The organism is Endozoicomonas sp. (genome assembly GCF_031844845.1).
Classification (GTDB): domain Bacteria; phylum Pseudomonadota; class Gammaproteobacteria; order Pseudomonadales; family Endozoicomonadaceae; genus Endozoicomonas.
In genome coordinates, this window is sequence record NZ_JAVRMB020000233.1 from 1 (window position 1) to 21,173 (window position 21,173).

Annotated in this window: 21 protein-coding genes; 9 read left to right on the forward strand and 12 right to left on the reverse strand. The window is 46.7% G+C overall.

The window, feature by feature from the left end; all coding sequences use genetic code 11:
- Positions 1-3: 3 nt before the first annotated feature.
- Positions 4-882 carry an SDR family NAD(P)-dependent oxidoreductase gene (locus RM811_RS12215; RefSeq protein WP_402524563.1) on the reverse strand — a complete coding sequence of 293 codons (879 nt, stop codon included), beginning with the start codon at positions 880-882 and terminating at the stop codon, positions 4-6.
- Positions 883-1,164: 282 nt separating this feature from the next.
- Between RM811_RS12215 and RM811_RS12220 the strand changes: the two genes are divergently transcribed.
- From RM811_RS12220 to RM811_RS12230, 3 genes are all read left to right on the forward strand, one after another.
- Positions 1,165-2,187, forward strand: coding sequence for a Rieske 2Fe-2S domain-containing protein (locus tag RM811_RS12220; RefSeq protein WP_402524565.1), 1,023 nt, complete (start codon positions 1,165-1,167; stop codon positions 2,185-2,187).
- 135 nt (positions 2,188-2,322) lie between these two features.
- On the forward strand, positions 2,323-3,117 hold the full coding sequence (locus RM811_RS12225; protein WP_402524567.1) for an acetoacetate decarboxylase family protein: 795 nt from the start codon (positions 2,323-2,325) through the stop codon (positions 3,115-3,117).
- Between the two features lie 103 nt (positions 3,118-3,220).
- Complete coding sequence (locus tag RM811_RS12230; protein WP_402524569.1) at positions 3,221-4,306, forward strand: helix-turn-helix domain-containing protein; 1,086 nt, start codon at positions 3,221-3,223, stop codon at positions 4,304-4,306.
- 26 nt (positions 4,307-4,332) lie between these two features.
- Here RM811_RS12230 and RM811_RS12235 read toward each other — a convergent pair whose 3' ends face one another.
- On the reverse strand, positions 4,333-5,253 hold the full coding sequence (locus RM811_RS12235) for a hypothetical protein (protein WP_402524571.1): 921 nt from the start codon (positions 5,251-5,253) through the stop codon (positions 4,333-4,335).
- Between the two features lie 309 nt (positions 5,254-5,562).
- Between RM811_RS12235 and RM811_RS12240 the strand changes: the two genes are divergently transcribed.
- Entirely contained in the window at positions 5,563-5,877 is a 315-nt protein-coding gene (locus tag RM811_RS12240; protein WP_402524573.1) for a hypothetical protein, read from the forward strand.
- Positions 5,878-5,987: 110 nt separating this feature from the next.
- Here the strand turns inward: RM811_RS12240 and RM811_RS12245 are convergent, their stop codons facing one another.
- Entirely contained in the window at positions 5,988-6,224 is a 237-nt protein-coding gene (locus RM811_RS12245; protein ID WP_402524575.1) for a DUF5062 family protein, read from the reverse strand.
- A 117-nt stretch (positions 6,225-6,341) separates the two neighbouring features.
- Here RM811_RS12245 and RM811_RS12250 point away from each other — a divergent pair, with 117 nt between their 5' ends.
- From RM811_RS12250 to RM811_RS12260, 3 genes are all read left to right on the forward strand, one after another.
- Positions 6,342-7,274, forward strand: coding sequence for a D-2-hydroxyacid dehydrogenase (locus RM811_RS12250; protein WP_402524577.1), 933 nt, complete (start codon positions 6,342-6,344; stop codon positions 7,272-7,274).
- Between the two features lie 217 nt (positions 7,275-7,491).
- Positions 7,492-7,938, forward strand: coding sequence for a cupin domain-containing protein (locus tag RM811_RS12255; protein WP_402524578.1), 447 nt, complete (start codon positions 7,492-7,494; stop codon positions 7,936-7,938).
- Between the two features lie 106 nt (positions 7,939-8,044).
- Positions 8,045-8,905, forward strand: a complete 861-nt coding sequence (locus RM811_RS12260) for a PA4780 family RIO1-like protein kinase (RefSeq protein WP_402524580.1) — start codon at positions 8,045-8,047, stop codon at positions 8,903-8,905.
- A 78-nt stretch (positions 8,906-8,983) separates the two neighbouring features.
- Here RM811_RS12260 and RM811_RS12265 read toward each other — a convergent pair whose 3' ends face one another.
- Positions 8,984-9,742 (reverse strand): hypothetical protein, encoded by a 759-nt coding sequence (locus RM811_RS12265; protein WP_402524582.1) that lies wholly within the window; start codon positions 9,740-9,742, stop codon positions 8,984-8,986.
- Positions 9,743-10,430: 688 nt separating this feature from the next.
- Between RM811_RS12265 and RM811_RS12270 the strand changes: the two genes are divergently transcribed.
- On the forward strand, positions 10,431-10,973 hold the full coding sequence (locus tag RM811_RS12270; RefSeq protein ID WP_402524584.1) for a hypothetical protein: 543 nt from the start codon (positions 10,431-10,433) through the stop codon (positions 10,971-10,973).
- A 341-nt stretch (positions 10,974-11,314) separates the two neighbouring features.
- Here the strand turns inward: RM811_RS12270 and RM811_RS12275 are convergent, their stop codons facing one another.
- On the reverse strand, positions 11,315-12,391 hold the full coding sequence (locus tag RM811_RS12275) for an NAD-dependent epimerase/dehydratase family protein (RefSeq protein ID WP_402524587.1): 1,077 nt from the start codon (positions 12,389-12,391) through the stop codon (positions 11,315-11,317).
- A 300-nt stretch (positions 12,392-12,691) separates the two neighbouring features.
- On the opposite strand from RM811_RS12275, the gene ppiC reads away from it, so the two are divergent.
- On the forward strand, positions 12,692-12,970 hold the full coding sequence (gene ppiC / locus RM811_RS12280) for a peptidylprolyl isomerase PpiC (RefSeq protein ID WP_402524589.1): 279 nt from the start codon (positions 12,692-12,694) through the stop codon (positions 12,968-12,970).
- Here the strand turns inward: ppiC and RM811_RS12285 are convergent.
- The 7 genes from RM811_RS12285 to RM811_RS12315 all read right to left on the reverse strand — a co-directional run bounded on the left by RM811_RS12285 (position 12,967) and on the right by RM811_RS12315 (position 20,508).
- Positions 12,967-13,572 carry an RBBP9/YdeN family alpha/beta hydrolase gene (locus tag RM811_RS12285; protein ID WP_402524592.1) on the reverse strand — a complete coding sequence of 202 codons (606 nt, stop codon included), beginning with the start codon at positions 13,570-13,572 and terminating at the stop codon, positions 12,967-12,969. The genes ppiC and RM811_RS12285 overlap by 4 nt on opposite strands.
- Positions 13,573-13,933: 361 nt before the next feature.
- Positions 13,934-16,012 carry an ExeM/NucH family extracellular endonuclease gene (locus RM811_RS12290; RefSeq protein WP_402524594.1) on the reverse strand — a complete coding sequence of 693 codons (2,079 nt, stop codon included), beginning with the start codon at positions 16,010-16,012 and terminating at the stop codon, positions 13,934-13,936.
- Positions 16,013-16,570: 558 nt separating this feature from the next.
- Entirely contained in the window at positions 16,571-17,551 is a 981-nt protein-coding gene (locus RM811_RS12295) for a DUF6976 family protein (RefSeq protein ID WP_402524596.1), read from the reverse strand.
- A 41-nt stretch (positions 17,552-17,592) separates the two neighbouring features.
- Positions 17,593-17,823, reverse strand: coding sequence for a hypothetical protein (locus tag RM811_RS12300; RefSeq protein ID WP_402524599.1), 231 nt, complete (start codon positions 17,821-17,823; stop codon positions 17,593-17,595).
- 262 nt (positions 17,824-18,085) lie between these two features.
- Entirely contained in the window at positions 18,086-18,529 is a 444-nt protein-coding gene (locus RM811_RS12305) for a hypothetical protein (RefSeq protein ID WP_402524601.1), read from the reverse strand.
- A gap of 167 nt (positions 18,530-18,696) precedes the next feature.
- Complete coding sequence (locus RM811_RS12310) at positions 18,697-19,095, reverse strand: hypothetical protein (RefSeq protein WP_402524604.1); 399 nt, start codon at positions 19,093-19,095, stop codon at positions 18,697-18,699.
- 195 nt (positions 19,096-19,290) lie between these two features.
- Positions 19,291-20,508: a DUF819 domain-containing protein gene (locus tag RM811_RS12315; protein WP_402524607.1), complete on the reverse strand. Its 1,218-nt coding sequence runs from the start codon at positions 20,506-20,508 to the stop codon at positions 19,291-19,293.
- Positions 20,509-21,173: the final 665 nt, after the last annotated feature.

Genomic DNA, 21,173 nt, shown 5'->3' on the forward strand with positions numbered 1-21,173 from the left:
ATACTAGATGACGTTTGGTGGTGTAGGGTTCACACCATTGAGCAGATTATCAGTACGCTCTTGAATCGCAACACGGATTTTGTCCGTCATGGGTGCAATCCAGAACTTGTTATCACGAATACCCTGAAGTGCGGTTTCCGCGACTTCTTCCGGCTCAGTGGTCTGTAGCTCCATCTTGAACTGAGCCATAATCGCGCGCATATCTTCCACAGAGTGAATGCCTGAGTCTGGCTTGTTGGGGTCCGTTGGCAGGTCTTCAGGACGGTTTCTTTCTGAATTAAAGATACCGGTATTCACAACATGAGGTCCGGGGAACAAGGCATTCACCTTAACCTTGGAGTTCATCTGCTGGAGCTGGAAAAACAGGTTTTCAGTGATTGCCTGAGCAGCCGCTTTAGTGGCCGTGTAAATCGGTGTATGGGGCAGCATGAAGTACGCACCATTACCTGAACCCGTCACGATAAAATTCGCTTCCTGCTTCTGAGCCATCAATTTTGGCATAAACGCATTAATCGTGTTAATCAGGCCCCAGGTATTCACCCGGAAGCCCCATTCCCAATCGTTCATGCTATAGCCCCACATATTACCGGCTTCACCAGTACCTACGCCGGCATTGGCAAACACCAGATGCATTTCACCATACTTTTCCAGTGTCGCTTCTGCCAGGGCATCCAGACTTTCCTGCTTGGTGATGTCAGCCTGAAAGCCAAAGCTGTCAACACCATTGGCCTGAAGTTCGCTAACGGTTTTATCCAGAGCGATCGGTTCAATATCAGAGACAACCACTTTGGCGCCTTCTTTACCCAGCAGCAGGGCAATGGCACGACCAACGCCGCTGGCACCGCCGGTAATTACTGCAACCTTGTCTTTGAAGTCTTTCATTATTTTTATCTCCGCGCTCTTAACATAAAGCTGACATATGAGGTGGATACACACCTCTTGGCACCCACTTTTTAACCATCAACTGACTGAGATTTGATCTGAGACAATTTTCAGTGCATTTGGATACTTGATTGCAAAGTTACACTGCGGTAACTTATTTTACAACAGTTACCAAGCTGGATTATTTGATCGGTTACTCAGACCAGTTTTTCCGCTGAATACAGGTCGAATGAAATCATCGATGACAAAAACAATAAAACTTGGATTTGGGAGAATCACTCCATGAGCAAGCGCTATAACAAGCCAATTCCTTTTGGCTGGTATGCTGTGGAATACTCAGAAGGTTTGAAAACCGGTGAAGTAAAGCCGGTAAAATACTTTGGTAAGGAGCTGGTGCTGTTCCGAACTGAATCTGGTCAGGCCTCTCTGCTGGATGCTTACTGCCCTCACCTCGGTGCACACCTGGGTCATGGCGGAATTGTTAAGGGTGAAAGCGTCAGCTGCCCTTTTCACGCGTGGAAGTTTGATGGCACCGGTACACTGACTGATATTCCTTACGCCAAGCGCATCCCACCCAAGGTAAAAGACAAGCCTTGCATCCGCAGCTACCCGGTGGTTGAGCGTAACAAGATGATCTGGGCCTGGTATCATCCAAAAGAAGTGGCGCCTTTATGGGAAGTGGACACCATTGAAGAAGTGGGTGCTGAAGGCTGGACCGATTTCCAGACCTTTGACTGGACTATCAAATCCATTATTCAGGAAACCGGTGAGAATGCGGCAGATGTCGCTCACTTTGTCACCGTTCATAACGTACCCTTCATCCCAGACACCAAAGTCGTGATGGAAGGCCACCGTCGCAGCACCATCTTCGATGCGCAAACCCATGCCGTAGAAGAAGATGGTTCCGTCAATCACACCGGTGACAACCTGGAAGCCGCCCGTCTTGAGTCTTATAACGTAGGCCCGGGGCAGACCTACCAGAAATTCATGCGCCTGTTTGAAGTGGTTCTGATGGGAACGGTCACGCCTATTGATGACCAGACCATCCATCTGCGTTTTAACTTCACACTGCCTACCGCGCAGTCTGATATGAAGAAAATCTACGCCGATGGTTTTGTTCAGGAGCTGGTGCATCAGGTTGAACAGGACGTACCGATCTGGGAAAACAAGATCTACAAGGCAACGCCCATTCTCTGTGACGGTGACGGCCCTATTGGACAGTACCGTAAGTGGTTTAATCAGTTTTATGATGAGCAGGAACTGGAAGAAGCCACCCGCAAGGAAGAGCTGATCGCAACCGCATAATCCATGCAGTATACGGAGCTGTTTTCACGCTGCACGAAAACAGGTTCCGTATTTTTTTCCACGGGCATGTCCAGACCGTTCCATCTCTCAATTCTGGAAAATACCCGGCTAAAAAAATAAGAAAAGAGGCAACTCATGAGCCAAAATCCCACTGCCCCAATGGGCAAGCCTGGCGATATTATTAACTGGCCACTGCTCAAAATCAGCTATGAAACTGATCCTGAGTGTATTGCTAAACTGCTTCCGCCCGGCGTTGAGCCCGGCAAAAACCCTACCGTTAAAATCATCATCTACAACTTCCCGGTACTGGGTGAGCCTGAGTACGGTGTTGTGGTTAACGTCGCTGCTGACGTTGACGGTGTTGAAGGTGAATACACGCTGGGTATTGGTATTGATCAGGAAGCCGCCATCTCTGGAAGTAAAGAGCGCTGGGGTCAACCCAAATTCTTTGCTGAGACGAAGTACTACCGACTTTTCGATGAAGTCAAAGCCAGTGTGACCCATCGGGGATATACCTTCCTTGAGTTCAGCGGCAAGGTAAAAGGTCCGGTTGAAATCACTGAAGAGTTTCAGGACTTTGAAGTCAATGAGTGGTGGGTCAAGTACTCCAGGGCTGTTGACATGATGCCTTACAAGTTTGACTTCCCACCCCATGTAGTTCAAGTGTATAGCCGTTACGGCACTGCTTATATGGAAGAAGTTGAAGGAACCCTTAAGCTCAATGAAAGCCCATGGGATCCGGTCGCGCAGCTACTTCCTGTCAAGAGCGAGCCAAAGGCATTCCTGTGGACACCCACCTTCAAGGCTCGGAACATCTCCCTGAATAAGCCCCTGGATCCAAAAGCCTTCTGGCCTTTTGCAGATACCATTGGCAGCTCCATGTGGCCAGGCGATAACGGAGCCCCCAGCAAGAAGTTATTCAAGAAATAAACAGCCGTTGCCCGCTACCCGTTGTCCGAAAAAACGTAAGCGCTCCGTTTTTATCGGGCCACGGACAACGGCTAGCGGACAACGTTCTTTCAGGATAAAGACAATGACGACTGAGTATTTGATACCGGTAAATTACGTCGTTCCGTTGCTCAAGGTAGCAGCGGAAAAAGGTTATGACATCCAGAAACTGGCTATCGAAAACCACCTTGAGCTGCAAACCGATCATGACAGTCTTACCCTGGCCGAAGACGTAACTCCCGATACTTTCCGAAAGCTCTACCTGAGTGTTTCACAATTGCTGGAAAGTGACGTTAATCAATACAGTCAGCATGAAATGTCTTCCAGCACTCTGGAGGCCATGTGCTATGCCCTGGTTGAATGTAAAAATCTCCGGGAAAGTTTTGAAGTAGCAAGCCACTTCTTATCAGGCCGGAGCACATTCGGCGGTAACTTGCCCGAAGAATTGCCACTCTATGAATTTACAGAGGATGGTGAAAGCATCCGAATGCTCCATGCCGGTTATCATTGTCTGGAAAACCATGAAATCAATTCCTCACGACAGCTGCGCATGGTCTACAGTCTGGCACTCTGGCACCGTTTCTGCTGCTGGCTTACGGGTCAATACCTTGAGGCTCATTCTGTCAGTTTGATGGGACCCGCCATGCTGAGCCTGATGGACTACCGCTTCCATTTTGAGTGTCCGATCCAGTTCAAACAGGCCGAAAACTTTGTTCAGATCAACGCCAGTGCCCTTGATGCGCCTATCGTACAAACTTCGGAGAGTCTGAAAAAACTGCTCAATGCAGGACCTTTTGCCCTATTCAACATTGAGGCTGTTCAGAACAGTCACAGCCTTGCACCAAAAATGCGTTCATTACTCAGCGGCGAGGAAAATGGAGATATCCCAAAACTCAGTGAAGTGGCAGAGATGATCGAAATCCCTGTCAGAACCCTGCGCAGACACCTGGTCAAAGAAGGTTCCTCCTACCAGCAGGTGAAAGACGAATACCGTCGTGATATTGCCATCAAATACCTCAGCCAGTCCGATATCAGCATCACCTCTGCCGCACTGATGATGGGCTTTGAAGAACTGAGTGCCTTTCATCGCTCCTTCAAGAAATGGACAGGTATTACACCGGGTGAATTTCGGAGAAGAAACAATATCACAACGGAACGAGTTCCCCAGTGATAAAAAAAGATACCTTACCTATGTCTCTATCGCAGATATTTCTGAATAATTTCCCTGGATTTAAGATATTTATCAGGCAGTGCAGACCAGTCAGACATTTCTGACAAGTCTGGCAGCTCAGCAACCTCAGATACCTTGAATTTTTTAAGTAATTCGCTCTCCTTTGTCACTTCATAATAATTCATAACATCAGACCATCCGGATACTCCAGAAGCATCCGGTAATTTCGGCAGGTTATCATCCGCATGATGCGTCGCTTTCCTCAGCCCCTCCTTCAACCCGTTCATCAAGGCTGACTCACTCATGTTATGGTCATCAATGTACAATGTGAGCATTGATGTGGCGGAACAACTGGCAGTATCAACATAGGGATAAAAATAAACGCCTGTTGAAACGGCTTCGAGTGACTCTGAGCGCATCAGGCTTTCTTTATTATCGAGCCGGGTAATCAAAACAGGGGTCTTGAGTACCCCATCGGACTGATATATCCGATCCCGCAAAGAAGTATCTTCTGACAAAACCTTATCCAGTAGAACGGAGAGCCGGTTTGCAAAATCACTGAATACATTTTGTTTAGTCCGGACAAGTACTCCCGGTACCTGACAGGCAGACACCTGATGGCGATCTCTCAGCAGTTGTTCAATGGTTAACAGCACTGAACCATTGACCTTTTCAAGCTGAGAGTAACACTTCTCCACTTCCTTCGGAGTTTTCCCACTCCAGTGAGACCATAAGGTCATCGAAATTTCTTTTTTATCAGTCTCCGTCGACTGTAAGACCGGCGGTTGAGCCCCAAGCATTTTGGCTTGCCTCTGGAACAGTGTCTTGCCTGAGTTCTCCGCACCATTGTTGGGTGGGAGAGGGATATTCTTTTTGGTTTTGCCTAATCGATCAAACCGGGCTTTTGCAGCGTCCCTTAAAACCTGCAGTGACTTCTGAATTTTCACATTACGCTCCCTGGATAACCCTCTCTATCCATTATTGGCAGCACCTTGAATAAGTTTAATTGTCATTTTTAAAGTTTGTGCTGATAACCACGATATAAGGAATCCACGCTTTAAGGTCTGGGTCCAGCTACGCTCCGAATGAAAAGCAATAAATAGTGTTTTAGGGGCGGCAAAAGGTATTGCAACCATGAAAAAGCACCTCTTTCTCTTCCTGACTTAAAAACAGCCAGAGAATTTCCCGAACAGCTTGAAAATAAAGGCATTGATCGCAATCGCATTCACATTGCCCACGAGGATCACACGCGCAACATGAAACACCATCTTAATAACCTTAACTTCCTGAAAGAGACCGGGACCATTCACAGCGGTGAGAGATATTTCATCATCAGTGTGATATTGACTACAGTGGTCGGGTTCTTCACTTACAACCTTCTTGAAGGGCATCCTGCTGGAGGCATCGGTACCGTGTTTGCCGGTTTAATAGCCCTCGGTTGCCCTACATGGCTGGGAGGTATGATTGGAACCTCAAGCGACGACTATCGTCTGAAACCCTGCCATGAGCATATTCAGCAGGGTGGTGCTGTCGTCATGGTGGATGTCAATAACCCCGCTGAGAAAGACTGAACGGGACAACTGCCAAATATGCACCTGCACGAGCGGCTGGAATCGCCAGTGGTTTTGACAACCATTTTTCCGGCCAGCCAGTTCCACGCAAGCATTTAAGTTAATCAGGATTACTTTTGTCTGGATGCCCAGATCGCCAATTTGTGCTTCATGGTTACCTGAGATACCTGATCCTCTGGCAAAGGCTGAACAAGGTTATCATGTACTAACAGCCGGTAAATATATTCAATTTTTGCATTGGAGGAATCTGTTGCTTCAAACTCAACTACCCCCCGCTGCTCACCATATTTCATACCATATTCGATGGCTTTCTTTACCAGCTCTTTCTCATTTTTCAGTTTCTTCATTGAAGCCTCATTTGATCAAGTCGTTCATAACCATCAGCCTTACTTTATATACCATTACGGACAAGATGACCTGTATTATGTGTCCAGGATTAACATCATAGTAATGGTAAGAATAATATGATCAATGGTGTATTTCTGGATGCCGGCACCCTGGGACCAGACCTGGATCTTTCGCCACTCCATAAACTGCCCGTCAACTGGCAGTTTCACGACTTCACTGCGCCGGAGCAGACTCTTGAACGTTGCCAGAATGCTCAGCTGATCATTACCAACAAAGTCGTGTTAAACAGCTACACCCTTTCCAGGCTGAAAAGTCTGAAGCTAATCTGCGTTGCCGCCACCGGCATGAACAATGTGGATCTGAACACCGCAGAACAACAGGGGGTTGATGTTAAAAACGTGGTGGGTTATGCCGGTAGCAGCATTGCCCAGCTGGTATTCAATGTTTTACTGGAACTCACCACTCACGCCAGTCAATACAACCAGTTGGTGAGTACTGGTAAATGGAGTGAAACCCGTTCATTTTGTCTGTTCGATTACCCGATGATCGAACTCAGCGGAAAAACCATGGGTTTGATTGGCTACGGTAACCTGGCTAAATCTGTTGAGCATCTGGCAAGCGCCTTTGGCATGCAGGTACTTATTGCTGAACAAAAAGGTGCAGAAAAAATCCGGCCCGGCCGGGTTCCCTTTGAGCAGGTTCTCAGGGAGGCGGACGCCATCAGTATTCACTGTCCACTGACGGAAGTAACACGAGACCTGTTTACCACCCGTGAATTTAAACAAATGAAATCATCCGCCATTATTATTAACACCGCCCGTGGTGGCATTGTTAATGAATCGGATTTAATTAATGCCCTGAACAATGGCGACATTGCCGGTGCGGCAGTTGATGTCATCACCACCGAGCCGCCACCCGGAGACTATCCACTGATTGCCAGTAAACCGGATAACCTGATTATCACCCCCCATATTGCCTGGGCAACACTGGAAGCCCGGACCCGACTGCTGCAGCAACTGGTCAGTAACATTACCACCAGCCTGTTCTGAACAACTTACCGGCATCGGTATAACTGCCTGCAAACACAGCCTCCTTCGCGGGGATGACGGTTGGGTGTTAATTCTCCCTTTTGCGAAGTCTCAGGCAGTTATGATACGAACATCGCGACGAACCATTATAAAAAAGCTACAAATGAACTTACCCAGAGAACAGGTGTCTATGATCAGGCGGGTGTCTATGATCAGAGTCTTTCTCAAGGAGTTCCCCATGCTCAGATGTGTTTTCCCACTTGTTATGGCCGTTGGTTGCGCGGCGTTGTATGCCTGCCCTGATGAAGAAAAACTATACGATGGCAAGCTTCAGGTTAAAACCATCAAAGTGCAGAGTGTAACCGATGATAATAGCCCTATTAAGTACCCAGATACTGACAAGCCTCTGGTAACAACACTGAGAATTCACACTTTGCCAGGGGCCGGGACCGGCTGGCACTACCACCCCCATCCCGGTTATGCCTATGTCATCTCCGGAACCATGGAAGTCACCATGGAAAGCGGCAGGAAAAACCACTACGAAACCGATCAGGCCATCTATGAGCTAGTGAATACCCCCCACAATGGCCGCTGTGTCAGTGAAACCCCCTGCGACCTGATCGTCACCTTTATTGGCGCTGAAAATGAACCGGTTACCGTAATGCTCCCACAACATGATGACTAAAAACCGTCCCGGAGCACACAAACCAGAAGGTGCACTTGCGCCATTTCCATCATTATTTCCAAAAACGCTATTCCATCGGGTTTACAAATAAGGTAAAAAGTTCCTTATGAGAACCCCGAAACGAATACAGCCCCTGGTTGATGAAGGTCTGGTGGATGAAGTACTCCGCCAGCTAATGAGTGGTAAAGAAGCCGACGTCTTTGTGGTACGTTGCGGATCCGACATCCGCTGCGCCAAAGTGTATAAAGAAGCAGCCAAGCGCAGCTTTAAAAAAGCAGCCCAGTATCAGGAGGGTCGTAAAGAACGCAACAGTCGACGACAGCGAGCCATGGAAAAAGGCTCCAAATTTGGCCGTAAGCACCAGGAAGAGATCTGGCAGCATGCCGAGGTAGACGCCCTGTTCCGCCTGGCGAGGGCTGGCGTAAGAGTGCCTCAGCCCTATATCTGTCTGGACGGTGTCCTGCTGATGGAGCTGGTGACTGATGATGAAGGTCAGGTAGCCCCACAACTGGGCGCAGTGACCATGTCAGCAGAGCAGGCCCGGGAAGACCATGCCACCGTTATGCGTTACGTGATGCTGATGCTCTGTGCTGGCCTGATTCATGGCGACCTGTCTGAGTTCAATGTGCTCGTGGATGAGTATGGCCCGGTCATTATTGACCTGCCCCAGGCCGTGGATGCATCCGCCAACAACAATGCGCGTGCAATGCTGACAAGGGATATACAGAACATCACGGATTACTACGCCCATTTCGCGCCAGATTTACAGAATAACCGGTATGCCAAAGAGATGTGGGCACTCTATGAGGAGGGTGAACTGACTCCGGAGACTGAATTGACCGGCCACTTCGAGGAGGTTGAAAAAGCAGCAGATGTTGATTCAGTAATGGAAGAAATCAAGGCCGCCCTGGCTGAAGAGCAACAACGACAGGAACGTATAAGAGACTCAGACAACCCTGAAGCCTGACAGGGAGAAAATTGATAAAAAAGCCCGGTCATCCGGGCTTTTTTATCTCTACATCTGACCCAGAGTATCTATGGTATTTCAAATATAGGCAGGGGGGCCTGCTTGATAGTCTTCCTCCACATATTGATCATATTCTTCCATGTATTGATAATCCTCCGAGTCAGCGTCAAGATCATTTTCATCCAACGTCGACTCTTCATTCTCCAGACTGTCATATTCAATCTGACTTTCGCGCATATTCAAAACCTCCTCTGCTTCAGTCAGGCGATGCTCAAGGTTCAGCGCTTTGAGTTTTAAATCCTTGCGGTGGGTAACGATGTTATAGTACAGAGCGATAGCATTTAACGGGATAAGACCCAGAGCAAGATAGTTCATAGATGACGCAGCCCAAACTCCATCATAAACAAACCGATTGATCAGATACGCACCACCCACACCCATAACCCAGAGACCAGTGGATGATAGAGCACTTTTTACGCCTATCCAGAATGATTCACTGACCGGGAGTCTGGGGCTGGTTTCATCACTGGAATCCATGCCGGCCAGAAGCAGCCCGATCGCTGTACCGGGTATAATTGCATTGATTATTCCTAAAAGCATTGCATTAATATATTGAGGGAGGCCGTAGTTCAGAGTTGTTGCCATCTGGCCATAGAATACATAGCTGCCCGGGAAGAAGTAGTGTACCAGCCCGGAATGAATCACTCCGACCACCACAGTTGCAAGAATACTGGAAACCGTAATGGCTGTTGCGGTACTGATTTGCCCGGTTTCTTCCAGTTTGTTTAATTGCATTTTTATCTTTTTTATCTCTTCTATAATTTGTTTTTCAGTCATTTGTTTTAGCTCATATTGACTAACCTGAGCCTGTGTTGCCGTTGATAAAAAAACAGAAAAAAATATAAAAAGAGCCATTGAAATTGTTCTAATCACGCCAGGACCTCTTCGTTATTACATTTGATCTATTCAATTTATTACCAAACTGCCATTTTTGATCTAAAAAAAATCACAGCTATAGCATCGAATATCAAAAAGAAGATAAAAGACAAAAAGTATTGTAGATTAAAAAAACAATGTCGTTTAAAAAACTATAAATTCAGCCATCCCCCTCCAGAAGCCTGTTGAAAAAGTAACGGTCTATTTCCTCAGGGGTATCAAGCCCATCCTGAGAATAGAAATCCTCACAGTATTTAACAGTAATGTTGTCCCATACAAAAAAATACAGGGAAATGCGTCCTGATAAGAAAGTTATTGGGACACTCAGGCGTTGCCTTCCAGAGAAATGATGCTTGTCAGCTGAGCTTCAGGAATTGCGAACAGAAATCCGGAAAAGATGATTTGCTCACTTTCATCGCCAGAGGTGGTCGCCGCCAGGTAAATCGCCCCCCGGCAGTCCCTCTACCTGATCGTCCGGCAGTTGAAAAAACGACTATAGTTGTTTTCCAACTGTCTGGTTTTCAAAAGTTCCTGAAAAACAAAGTGTATTCCTGTCTATGTAATTAACTGCCAGTGTAGAGATCTTCCCATGACTTTAAATAAAATGAATTTGCTTGGATGTATTTTTTGTCTTTCTATCTCACCAGTTTATGCCATCAATAAATCGACGGTGGTCAATAAAACAGACCAAACCATAGCCGTTGTCTGGACAGCACTGGGATGCCTGCACAGGGAGTACTCTCATGGTCAGGTTTGTGCCGGAAGGTTATTAGACCCAGGTCATTCTCACAGGTATCAATATAACTGGGGAGCTACCAATGATAATGTTCATATAGGCGGGTATTTACCAGTAGCCCATACATATGTTGTAACAGGCTCGTCTGTTGTACTTGATCCTAATGTTCCCGTATCACAAAAAATAAGCGGAAATTGCAAGTTTCCTTCCATTAACGGGGCGACTGTTTATGTAACTTCTATAGATATTGATTCAAACAGACTGGAACTTAATTGTCAGTTCGACATCCACAGGCCTTTTTCAATTTATTCACTGACATCCTCAGTGACAGAGGATGACGGTTGCAATGAAGAGGCGGCATCTCAGGAGACATGGACTTCCCGGTGCGCTGACTAATGGTAAGGATATGTTGTCGTATGGTTTTTTGAAAAGGAGACAGGCATTTACTATCCCGATAAAACCAGGGATGGTTGGAATAAGTATGATGATGAAAACGCCCTGAGATTGCTTTGAATGTGACTGACCGAAACCTGCCACTTGGGAGGAGTTATCTCTGTTTATTTAAAACAGCCTCCGAAGAAGATTATAATGAAATATTGAGGAAGGTTACGGCTTGTTAATAATGTTCCTGTCAGTCAATATCTCAGACTGGATTCTGCATGATTTTTTCAGTGTCTTAATGGTAGCCCGCATGAAACGGGCTCTCAGGGATAGTAACTGACTGACTTAACGAAGGGTCAGGCGGTTTTCTCTTTCATTTTTTGATGCAGCTCCTGATAATAAGGCATTGCTTCGTGCATACCACTTTCTGATGTATAGAGTGGCTCATAGCCCAGGTCACGGCGAGCCTTGTCAATACTGAAAAAGTTATCAATACCAATTCGCTCAAGAGCCAGTGTTGACTGCGGCGGTTCACCCACCTTAAACCACTGGTGCAGCTTCTCCCATGCTGAAATAACCGTCTTGATCAGCGGGTAGGGAATTCGTGTTTTGGGATAAGGGTAACCCAGTTGCTCGACCAGTGGCCGGGAAAACTCCATCATATTGATGGGTTCACCATCATTGATGAAATAGGCCTGGCCAGAGGCATTTCCATGCTTGCTCAGTTGGCTCGCAGCCAATAGCTTGCCGTGAATCAGGTTGTGAACATAAGAGTTATCCAGTCGTGCATTACCATCACCCACCAGGGCTTTAAAGGAACCGCTGATTAACTCTTTGATCAGCAGTTTAAACATGGTCTGGTCACCTGGCCCCCAGATACCGCTGGGGCGGATGGCACAGGTATAAAGTCCGTTGTTGCCATTGGCTGCCAATACCTGCTGCTCGGCCTTGACTTTGGTTTCCGTATAAAGGTCGCGGAAACCGTCCACATAGGGCATGGCTTCATTGCCATTGGCAATAGGTTGACCATTAATTACAACACTGTTTGAACTGGTATAAACCAGTCGCTTAATACCTTGAGTCAGGCAGGCATCAATAATATTCCGGGTGCCGCCAAGATTAATATCATAAGAAAGTTTTTTGACTTGCTGACTAACGACTTTGGTCGAACGAATTTCAATGACGGCAGCGGTATGAAAAACAGTATCAATGCCCTCACAGGTCTTGGTCACCAGTGTTTTATCACAGATATTTCCCTGAATTTTTTCCAGATTGGGGTGTTCAAGGTCACATTGGGCAAGATCAAAGACCCGAACCTGATACCCACGCCCAAGCAGAACTCTGGCCAGGTTTTTACCAAGGAAGCCAGCACCACCCGTCACCAGGACTTTGCCAAGCACTACGGGCTCAGGAAGATTGTTTTCGGTCGTCATAAGAAAGGTTCACTGCCGTCTTTATTATTTTTCATTTTGAGAATGGCTGTTCCCCTTAATAGACCCGTAGGTTTTTTGAAGAGACTGCATTCTCGGCTCATGGCTGTTTGACCCATTTTTGTCAATCCCGGCAGGTGTCACATACTGCAAATGGAGTAGGGTGGATGCCTGGCCAGGCCTCATTGAGAATTTATGCCGTATCTGGCGTATTTGGCCTATTGCACTTCAGGCAATAACTGGCCTGTTCTCAGGTTTGAAAGATATAATGGCTCTTTAGATCTATCACTGACAGGCTTCAAAATGGCATATACTGCAGCTGCATTGCACATTCTGGTCAAGCACAAAGAGCTTGCCGAAGATATTATCAAACAGCTCAAGAAAGGCGCCAAATTTGATGTTCTGGCTAAGAAGCACTCTACTTGCCCATCCGGTAAAAAAGGCGGAAGTTTAGGTGAGTTTAAAAAAGGTCAGATGGTGCCGGCTTTTGACCAGGTTTGCTTTACTGGTGAACTGCTGACACCCCATTTAGTCAAAACCAAATTTGGCTGGCATGTGATAAAGGTGCTTTATCGCACCTAAGTCCTGGTTCTTGTAAAAACGTCTTGTGTCTCTAATTGGCTCAGGGCGTTCCTTTCCTGGAGTTTCTGCTTTATCGCTGCTACCAGTTCCGGAAAATCCTTTCCTCCTGAATCACTGCCCATAAAGTGGCCTCTGTTCTTGAATTCATAATATTCCGGGGTCAGTTGCTCACGCACAAACCTTGCCTCTTCTACCGGGATCAGGTGGTCATCTTCCGAGTGAAACTGAATAATCCACTGCTGGTTGGCTTTTATGGCTTCCCATTGCCAGTGCGTATCATAAAAGCCACTGGCTTGTTCTGTTGGGTCACCCAGATCGGTATGACAGGCTGAAACCAGTACACTGCCAATCAGGGAATGGGTTTCGGCATAGCGCATGGCAGCCAGTGCGCCGGAAGAGTGGCCGATCAGAATAACCTTACTGTCACCGCCCAGCTGCTTTTCCATAAAATCCAGCCAGATATCTCTATGGGCAATGACATTATCGGGAAAAGTCTCAAGAATTACCTCAAGACCCAATGTTGAAAGTTCTCTGGCGGCGGATTTATACCAGTGATGAGAGGCGGTGCAACCGCCATTACCATGGATAAATAGAGCTTTCACTTGTTTCTCCAATGGGTCTGTAATCCGATCAACTGTAGCTGGTCAGGGAAACTTCAATCAAGAATATACCACTGTCATTCCTGCCTTCGAGGCTGTCGCAAAAGGGAGAATTAACTCCCAATCGTCATCCCGCTACACACTGTCATCCCCGCGCAGGCCGGGATCCACTGCTCGAGATAGACTCCCACTCACCCTCGTTCCCATGCTCTGCGTGGGAATGCATACGGATCTGGCCGCATGTGGAGAAACCTCTCCTTGCCCGAATCTGTGGGGGTTTCAGGCTGGTTATCCACTTGTGCTGAGTACGGTATTTCATTGCTTCCTGCAGGCGCATTGATAGCTTTGCATAGCAAAAAAAGGGCTACTGGCTCAAATCAATGTCAACGATCAAGGGGTCATGGTCCGACGAGCTGAAGGGGCCCTGATCCTTGGGAAGATCACCAGAATATTTGGAGGTGTACTCAAAAAGGGAATTTTCAGCGACGTTGATGTGCCACTCCTGAATATTGCTCACACTTCCTGCCAGTGCTTTGCTGGCAATGGCATGATCCAATGCCCCAAGCTCACCATCATAGGAGTACGAAAAACTATTTTCCCCGTGATTTAAGCTGGCAAGATTGACCAGGCCATAGCCACTCAACAAAACACCGTCCGGAACATCCTGGCAATTGACCCGGGTATGGGCTGATGTGACCACCGGCTGTTTCATTCGCTTCCCTTGCGTCAACAACCGTATGGGATCTTCCTCGCCATAGGCATTGAAGTCACCGATCAACAGAAGATGGTGGTCGTCGTGAAAATGACCGGATTTACTGAGACCTGAGTTGCCGAGATAGTCGCCCAGATGTTTTGCCGCCGCAACCCGTAGTTCATTACAGCTTCCCTGAAGATCATCCTGGTAATCCGGTGCGGAAGGTTTGCTTCCTTTTTTAATCTTTGTGCCATCCAGGGGAACCTTGCCATCTTCATCCGCGTATTCCATGTAGTCCTCGTAGCACATTGAGCCCTTGGATTTTAAATGACTGACGATCACGGTGAGCGTCTGGTCCGTTGCATTATCACGAAAGGCCTGCAGGATTGAGGGGCGCATTGATTTTACCAGATCGACTTCTTCCCCATCCGTGCTGATCAGGGTAAAGCTTTGCTCCGGCATCGGCAGAATGTGCATTCCGCCCTTCAGGTCTACCCTGTCTGGTTTGTAGATCAGCCCGACCGTAATGGCATCACTGCCGATGGTGGTAACACCATGGGCACTAACAACCGCATAGCGTTCTGATGATGGCAAACGTTGATTAACGGTGTTCACCAGGTCATCAATTGCACTTCCGGAACCAAAGCCATTATTCTCCAACTCCATCAGACCGATAATATCGGCATCTATCCGGGTTAGCGCCTCAACAATTTTGTCCCGTTGCAACATAAATTCATCAAGGGATTGTGCCCCACGGTTAGTCCCCAACGGATTATCGTTGTGGCCGGGAAGTAATGTATTGAAGTAGTTCAGCACGTTAAAGCTGGCAATGCGGATCTCACCTTGCGGGTGAGGATTGGGCCAACCTTCCCGGTCAGAAAAACTATGGTTGAACGCGTAGGTGTCAATGTCTGCTGTGGGCAGGAGTTCATACCGGCCATAGCGGTAAAGAACGACAGCGGTCAGGTCTTCGATGGTGTCACCCACACGTATATAGTGGACATACGGACCCAGTGCCGGATAGTAGCTGATCCGGCCATCAGACTGTTTTTTTTCATCCGTTATTATGGTTATTCTGTTTTGGTTATTGGCATTGGCAAGCTTCATTGCCCCATTGCCAAGGGGAGGGTGAAGCTGCGTTGGCTTGAACAGGGGGCCACCCAGGCTGACCTCCATATTGTTTCGGTAGGAAGCATAGTCAAAACTGTAATTTCTGGTGACGGTCAGTTTGTTTGAGCCACTGAAGTTGACCAGCATCCCTTCATACCGTTCCAGATCCTGCAGTTTTACCCCTTTGCGTGGCGCCGTTATGCGTACTTCGTGGAGCGAATTTTTTCCACATAACTTGATGTCTTCGGGAGTCAACTGGGTTTGACCATAGAACTCACGAACCGTGCCACGAATTCTCACGCGATCACCCGGTTCAAGGTCGGGCCGTTCGTTATAGACAAACAACCCTTCAGATGCCCTGGAATCAGCGGCTTCATTGGCCAGAGACTCCTGAATAAAAAAACCGTTCAGTCGCTGGGGAGCATTGGCTGTGACAATCCCTTCAACAACGACCTGGGCTGACTCCTGTGAACCGTCCGGAATAAGGGGGCTTGATGGCCCCGTCCCCTGAATAGAGCTGATCAGTGTCGAGCAGCTACCGCACTCCATACTGGTGATCGGTTCCTGAGCATAAGTCAATGTAATCAGTAACGATCCAATGGATGTGATCAGGCCGTGAAAAAATGAGTGTGTATTCATAGGGGGATACTAGAGTAAATAGTGACAGCAGTTAAATAAAAGTAGATGGTCTTTTACCTGTCTGCCGAACGCTTTTACATAAATCACACGACACCTACAACGCGGGCATCGCGTATAACTGCTTATCCGTAGCAGAAGAAGCGGGGGGTGTCATGCTTTTTTATACCTGCTTCAAACCCGGGCATCGCGTTTTATTTACGAAACCGCCTGAAAACAGCCCTCGGATTAATCGGTACCGTTGCAAACTCACGTCCTTTTCCAGTCATGCTTCGCTATTAACATTAACAGTGGTTAGTCAGTCATTGCAGTTTAGATGTGAAACTTGGGCAGGTCTTTCTTTTTGAATAAATTCAAGATTCAAGACGCGACCCTGGTTTCCCAGGGTAAAATCTTCAGTAAAACGTTGGTTCAACTTTTATGATTAGTCAATTTATGGACGTCCTTCTCCTTTCTGTTCCTTATTTTTCTGACTGCTTGCCTCTGTTTTTGGAAGTGGCAAATAGAAATGAAACTGGCAGAAACAAACGAATTCTGCCAAAGACGGTTCCAGGAAGTCAATTAATCGATGTCCACAATTTTCAGATAGGTCATGGTCTGATTCAGTAATCGGTAGCCAATCTCACCAAAAGTGATCGGCCCTGGAAAACCCGCTTTTTTACCTTCCAGTTCGCCATAGAGAAAATTCAAAATACAGTTACAGGAGAACCCCTGGTTACTGTCCTCTTTTGGCAATTGTCTGGCAAATTCCTCAGCGTAGTTCTCCACGGGGTTGGCAAACTTATACTGCCGACCTCTGAAGACTGGAGCATAGAAGTCTACCTGACCGGTTTCCGTATTCACCGCTTTCACGCTGACATTGATCACAGCGCCAGAGTAGTCGCAGGTAATGGGTGTTTTGGTATCAATTTTGTTATTACTGATGTACTGGGCGAAGTTTTGCCTTTCACCATTAATCAGACATTCACGGGCGTTAAAACTGTCTTCCTCAAACTCAATAACCGGACTATTGGGATCTTGACTGTGAATATTGAGAATCTCCAGTTGAGCCATTTTTCCCTCTGGAATCTGTATGTGCATTGCCACAGCAAACTCGGATGAGGGTTCACCCGTCAGCCCATTATATACGATGGGTGTATCTTCCGAGTTCAGGTTAACCCCTGAGACCCAACCCAGAATCGGACTGTCATAGATGTTCTCAAAGTCACCAGCATGCAGCGCATAGTCGGCGTGTAACTGGGAAAAGGCCGGGATGACCAAAAAGGTAAAACCGTTCTCAAAGCGATTCTGTGTGATAGTTGCGATGGTATCCGGGGTGTAGACCATGATTTTCTGGTCCAAAGCAAAATCCGAGAAGTCATCCACATAAATGGCATCCTGCTCGAATTTGCCCTGCTGCTCATCCATAAAATAGGGGGTGCTACCTGCCAGCCACTGTCCCTTTGGGAGTTTTGACAGAATCCGTTCATCCCCCGCCAGGGACAACAATCTGCCCTCATTAATCAGCTGGGTGACTTCCTCTAAAGACTGTAGTTTTATCATGACAAATCCTTTGACGATCAACTATTCAGTTTGTTTAAGTCTCACCAGCTTTTGAAAATTTCCTCAAGATCACGTCGGAAACCTTTTGGGTATTTGCAAAAGTATTCGTAGAGGTACTCCACACCTTCGTCGACGGTCATCTCATTGGCTGCCATCTTTTTACTGATCCTGTCTATTTGTAGCTGCAGGACATATTTTTTCATGGCGTGTTGACCTTGCGCCATTTCAGCCCACTCAGGGCGGTCTTTTGTAGGTATATCAATGCTCATCATTCCCCATCCGGCCATTTTCAGAAGAATTGCAAAGAGATTCATCGGCATTGATGGAAATACGCTAAAGGGAAAGAACTGAAAAAATGCATGAACCGCGCCTCTCACGGATAAATACAGGGCGATGGCATGAGATGCACATATGTACTATTAATATACCTGCGGTGTAATTCGAGGTATGACAATGGCCAATAAAAAAATATCAAAAAAATATGACATCCATAAATTTAACCATATGAAGAGGCTTTGACCCAGAGCTTATTCGTTATGTGCGAGCCCACTCTGTAACTCGAGTTTTTGATATTTCTATTGCTTCATCTGAAAAAACTTCTGGATGGCGGAGAATTACGGACTCAAAAGAGCGACTCCCTAAGTTCATTTCAACTAATGCTCTGTAACCTTGAGTTTCAGATGAGCGATTTACAGCTCTCTCAATCGCTTCAATGATTCCACGTCTTTCGATCATTTGCCATGTTCGAGTTGCGCGGGTCTTCTTCCCATTTTTTACACTTAAGACTGTTTCATATGCGAAGATAGCTTCTAAAGCTTCTTTCTCTACAAGAGTATCTGCTCCATATTTTTCAGCACGTAGTTGAACGGCCCTCAGTCTTGCTTGATTTGCCAATTCTATATTGTCTCTTGCAAGGGCATTCTTAATGAAAATCTCACATTTTTCTGGAGTGCTGATTCTCTTTACTCTTTCATCCATACCCTACTCCTGATTTTGGAAACCGAGGCCAAGTCTTTCTTCTTGAATAACCATCGTCGCAGGTTACTATTTGCGATATTAAATACCTGACGCCAGTTTTTTCGTTCTGATTGATTGATTGATTCAATATAATTATCACTCTGCCTTCCTTGTCTGACAACGTTTATTTAGATCACTGAACGCTGCTTGAATCTGCCATTCTTATCGAAGAACTTGGCAGTGAACTTATCTTTGGTGAGCTCAGCCTTGGTCATCACTTCTGATGAATGCACATCTCCGAATACTGTTACTAACAATACGCCGTCTTCAGTTGCTCTTCCGAGCTCAGTAATCTTGATTACTTTCTTCTCATATAAGCCATCTTCGATGAAACGAACAATTACAGCACTACTACCTACTTTGATTCGGTTTTTGTTTGGTGCGTAATGCTCAGAGAACTTCATCGAATAATCAGAACCGTGTGCGTTGATGTCTGAACCTTTGCAATTGTTAAGTAAAATCATTTTCGATGTCTCTGCTGTTTTGTTTATCTGGCAAAGTCTGGGGTCAGGTCTTTCTTTTTGCATTAGCATGAACAAACCAGGGATTGTCTATTTTTGGAATGCAAAACGACAGAACCTGTCCAGGCTTTCATGTGGTAGACGACGTTAGTTATGCAAAATGAAAGACCTGACTCCAGATTCGCGTTCTGGAATCACTTTCGCAATTCCGGCTTTCAGGCATTCTCCACAGATGCAGGAGAATGCTTGTTCAGGCAGTGATTACATAACCATCAGAACCTTGGCCAGCATCAGTGCTGTGACCGTACCAATGGCAGAACCAAATATGCCCATCATCAGGCCCGCAGGTACCAGGGCTTTGTCATATGTGCCTGCCAGGATCGGAGCAGATACTGCACCACCGATGTTGGCCTGAGAGGCGATACCACAAATGTACAGGTCCAGTTTGAAGACTTTGGCCATAATCAGCAAAACCATCAGATGGAAAGCCAGAATCATGAAACCGGCCAGTACGTAGAATGCGGCGTTACCAAAATCAATGGTAGAGAAGTCAGTGGAGCTGGCGATCAGGCCAACGACAACGTACAGCAGTACGCTACCCACATGATCAGTACCCTTAACCTTGTTCAAAGGAGTAGTGCTGCCCAGAATGCCGGCGATAGTGGCCAGAATAACTACCCAGCCACTGCCGCTGAAGAATCCACGCAGACCAGACAGGAAACTGTCGTCGGTGAGGTTGCCGGGGTTGACTACCTGCTTACCCAGAACCAGTACCGCACCGGCCACCGCCAGACCCAGACCCAGGGTGAGCATAAAGTCCATGAACTCATAGCCACGCTTGTCTTCTTTTTCGGCAGCGTTATGGTTAATAGTCTGAATGATCTGGTCAACGTCATCACTATTGGCACCGGAGAAACGGTTGAACGCTTTACGCATGGGCGCAAAGGAGATCATCAGAATCAACCAGAAAGAAGCGCAGATGTTGTCCATCAGGAATGCGTAGGTCAGTGCCTGTGAACCATCAGCAACACCCAGACCCTGTTGGGTTGCAGCCATGTTAGTAGAGCCACCAATCCAGGACGAGGACAGGATGGAGAATGTCTGCCAGGCATCGGTATTAAATTTGGACTGGAATAGGCTAAATACAACGATGAAGCCCACAACAACACTGGCAGCGACGGCCAGGAAAGAACCCATCAGTTTGGGTCCCAGTTTAAATACGTCACGGATGTCGTTTTTCAGCAGCAGCAGGAACAGCATCATAGGCAGTAGGTAATATTTCAGGCTGCCGATAAAGCTACTGACTTCAGGAGTGAGTTGCCATACCTTCAGGGAGGCACCAATCATGCCGCCGAAATAGATGAAGGTGAGTGCAGGAACCACTTTAAACAGGCCGAGTTGCAGCTTTTTCTCACAGTAGAGGACCACTGTGATGAAAAGCATTAAAAGAGACATAAAGCTAAATGGGCTGGTGATCATTTGCTAGTGGTTTCCTATATGAAAGACGGGCTACACGGGTATTAAGTGTTTTTTATAAACCCGATGCTTTTTGATGAATTTTAAAGACTAAAATCCTGGTTGGTTTAGTTGAGAAAATCAGGGTCTGGTCTTTCTTTTTGCATTGTGTCAACCGAAGCTTTCGGCTAACCAAAAATTACACTACCCGCCCATCACATTTCGCTTTTCACTTATTAACAAAGTGCTTGGGTGCGCATATATCGAAACAGCGTGTGTAGCTCTTGTTACCAGGAACAAACATCCTGGGTTTGGTCTTTAATCTTGCAGCCATGAAAATTTCAAGACCTAACCGTGTATTTGCTTATTTTATCTGCACTTAAGGGCTCCAGCTATGCCATATCCGCTGCATTGTATGTCTGATTCGCTTAATGGAAGAAATCTGTGATCCGGTCTTTCATCGTGCCACTATTATGCAAATTTCAAGACCCGGCCCGCAGTTGTCCCCATCCTATAACCGTCAAGTGTCGTTTTCGCTGATTCGTCCTCTTTCTGTTGCCAGCAAAAGCATCAATGATAGATCTTCGAAAAAATGACTCATAATAAACATCACTGAGATTACTTCAGTCGGATGCTCACTGAGCAGGTAATGTTCCTGGAAAATGAAAAAACCAGGGTCAGAATATCGG

What these genes read in the sequence shown, in the direction of transcription:
- RM811_RS12240 (WP_402524573.1), top strand. Translation starts at nt 5,563, where the DNA reads ATGAAACACCATCTTAATAACCTTAACTTCCTGAAAGAGACCGGGACC.
- RM811_RS12270 (WP_402524584.1), top strand. Translation starts at nt 10,431, where the DNA reads ATGACTTTAAATAAAATGAATTTGCTTGGATGTATTTTTTGTCTTTCT.
- RM811_RS12310 (WP_402524604.1), bottom strand. Translation starts at nt 19,095, where the DNA reads ATGCAAAAAGAAAGACCTGACCCCAGACTTTGCCAGATAAACAAAACA.
- RM811_RS12215 (WP_402524563.1), bottom strand. Translation starts at nt 882, where the DNA reads ATGAAAGACTTCAAAGACAAGGTTGCAGTAATTACCGGCGGTGCCAGC.
- RM811_RS12230 (WP_402524569.1), top strand. Translation starts at nt 3,221, where the DNA reads ATGACGACTGAGTATTTGATACCGGTAAATTACGTCGTTCCGTTGCTC.
- RM811_RS12220 (WP_402524565.1), top strand. Translation starts at nt 1,165, where the DNA reads ATGAGCAAGCGCTATAACAAGCCAATTCCTTTTGGCTGGTATGCTGTG.
- RM811_RS12275 (WP_402524587.1), bottom strand. Translation starts at nt 12,391, where the DNA reads ATGACGACCGAAAACAATCTTCCTGAGCCCGTAGTGCTTGGCAAAGTC.
- RM811_RS12260 (WP_402524580.1), top strand. Translation starts at nt 8,045, where the DNA reads ATGAGAACCCCGAAACGAATACAGCCCCTGGTTGATGAAGGTCTGGTG.
- RM811_RS12225 (WP_402524567.1), top strand. Translation starts at nt 2,323, where the DNA reads ATGAGCCAAAATCCCACTGCCCCAATGGGCAAGCCTGGCGATATTATT.
- RM811_RS12245 (WP_402524575.1), bottom strand. Translation starts at nt 6,224, where the DNA reads ATGAAGAAACTGAAAAATGAGAAAGAGCTGGTAAAGAAAGCCATCGAA.
- RM811_RS12255 (WP_402524578.1), top strand. Translation starts at nt 7,492, where the DNA reads ATGCTCAGATGTGTTTTCCCACTTGTTATGGCCGTTGGTTGCGCGGCG.
- ppiC (WP_402524589.1), top strand. Translation starts at nt 12,692, where the DNA reads ATGGCATATACTGCAGCTGCATTGCACATTCTGGTCAAGCACAAAGAG.
- RM811_RS12250 (WP_402524577.1), top strand. Translation starts at nt 6,342, where the DNA reads ATGATCAATGGTGTATTTCTGGATGCCGGCACCCTGGGACCAGACCTG.
- RM811_RS12295 (WP_402524596.1), bottom strand. Translation starts at nt 17,551, where the DNA reads ATGATAAAACTACAGTCTTTAGAGGAAGTCACCCAGCTGATTAATGAG.
- RM811_RS12300 (WP_402524599.1), bottom strand. Translation starts at nt 17,823, where the DNA reads ATGATGAGCATTGATATACCTACAAAAGACCGCCCTGAGTGGGCTGAA.
- RM811_RS12305 (WP_402524601.1), bottom strand. Translation starts at nt 18,529, where the DNA reads ATGGATGAAAGAGTAAAGAGAATCAGCACTCCAGAAAAATGTGAGATT.
- RM811_RS12265 (WP_402524582.1), bottom strand. Translation starts at nt 9,742, where the DNA reads ATGACTGAAAAACAAATTATAGAAGAGATAAAAAAGATAAAAATGCAA.
- RM811_RS12315 (WP_402524607.1), bottom strand. Translation starts at nt 20,508, where the DNA reads ATGATCACCAGCCCATTTAGCTTTATGTCTCTTTTAATGCTTTTCATC.
- RM811_RS12290 (WP_402524594.1), bottom strand. Translation starts at nt 16,012, where the DNA reads ATGAATACACACTCATTTTTTCACGGCCTGATCACATCCATTGGATCG.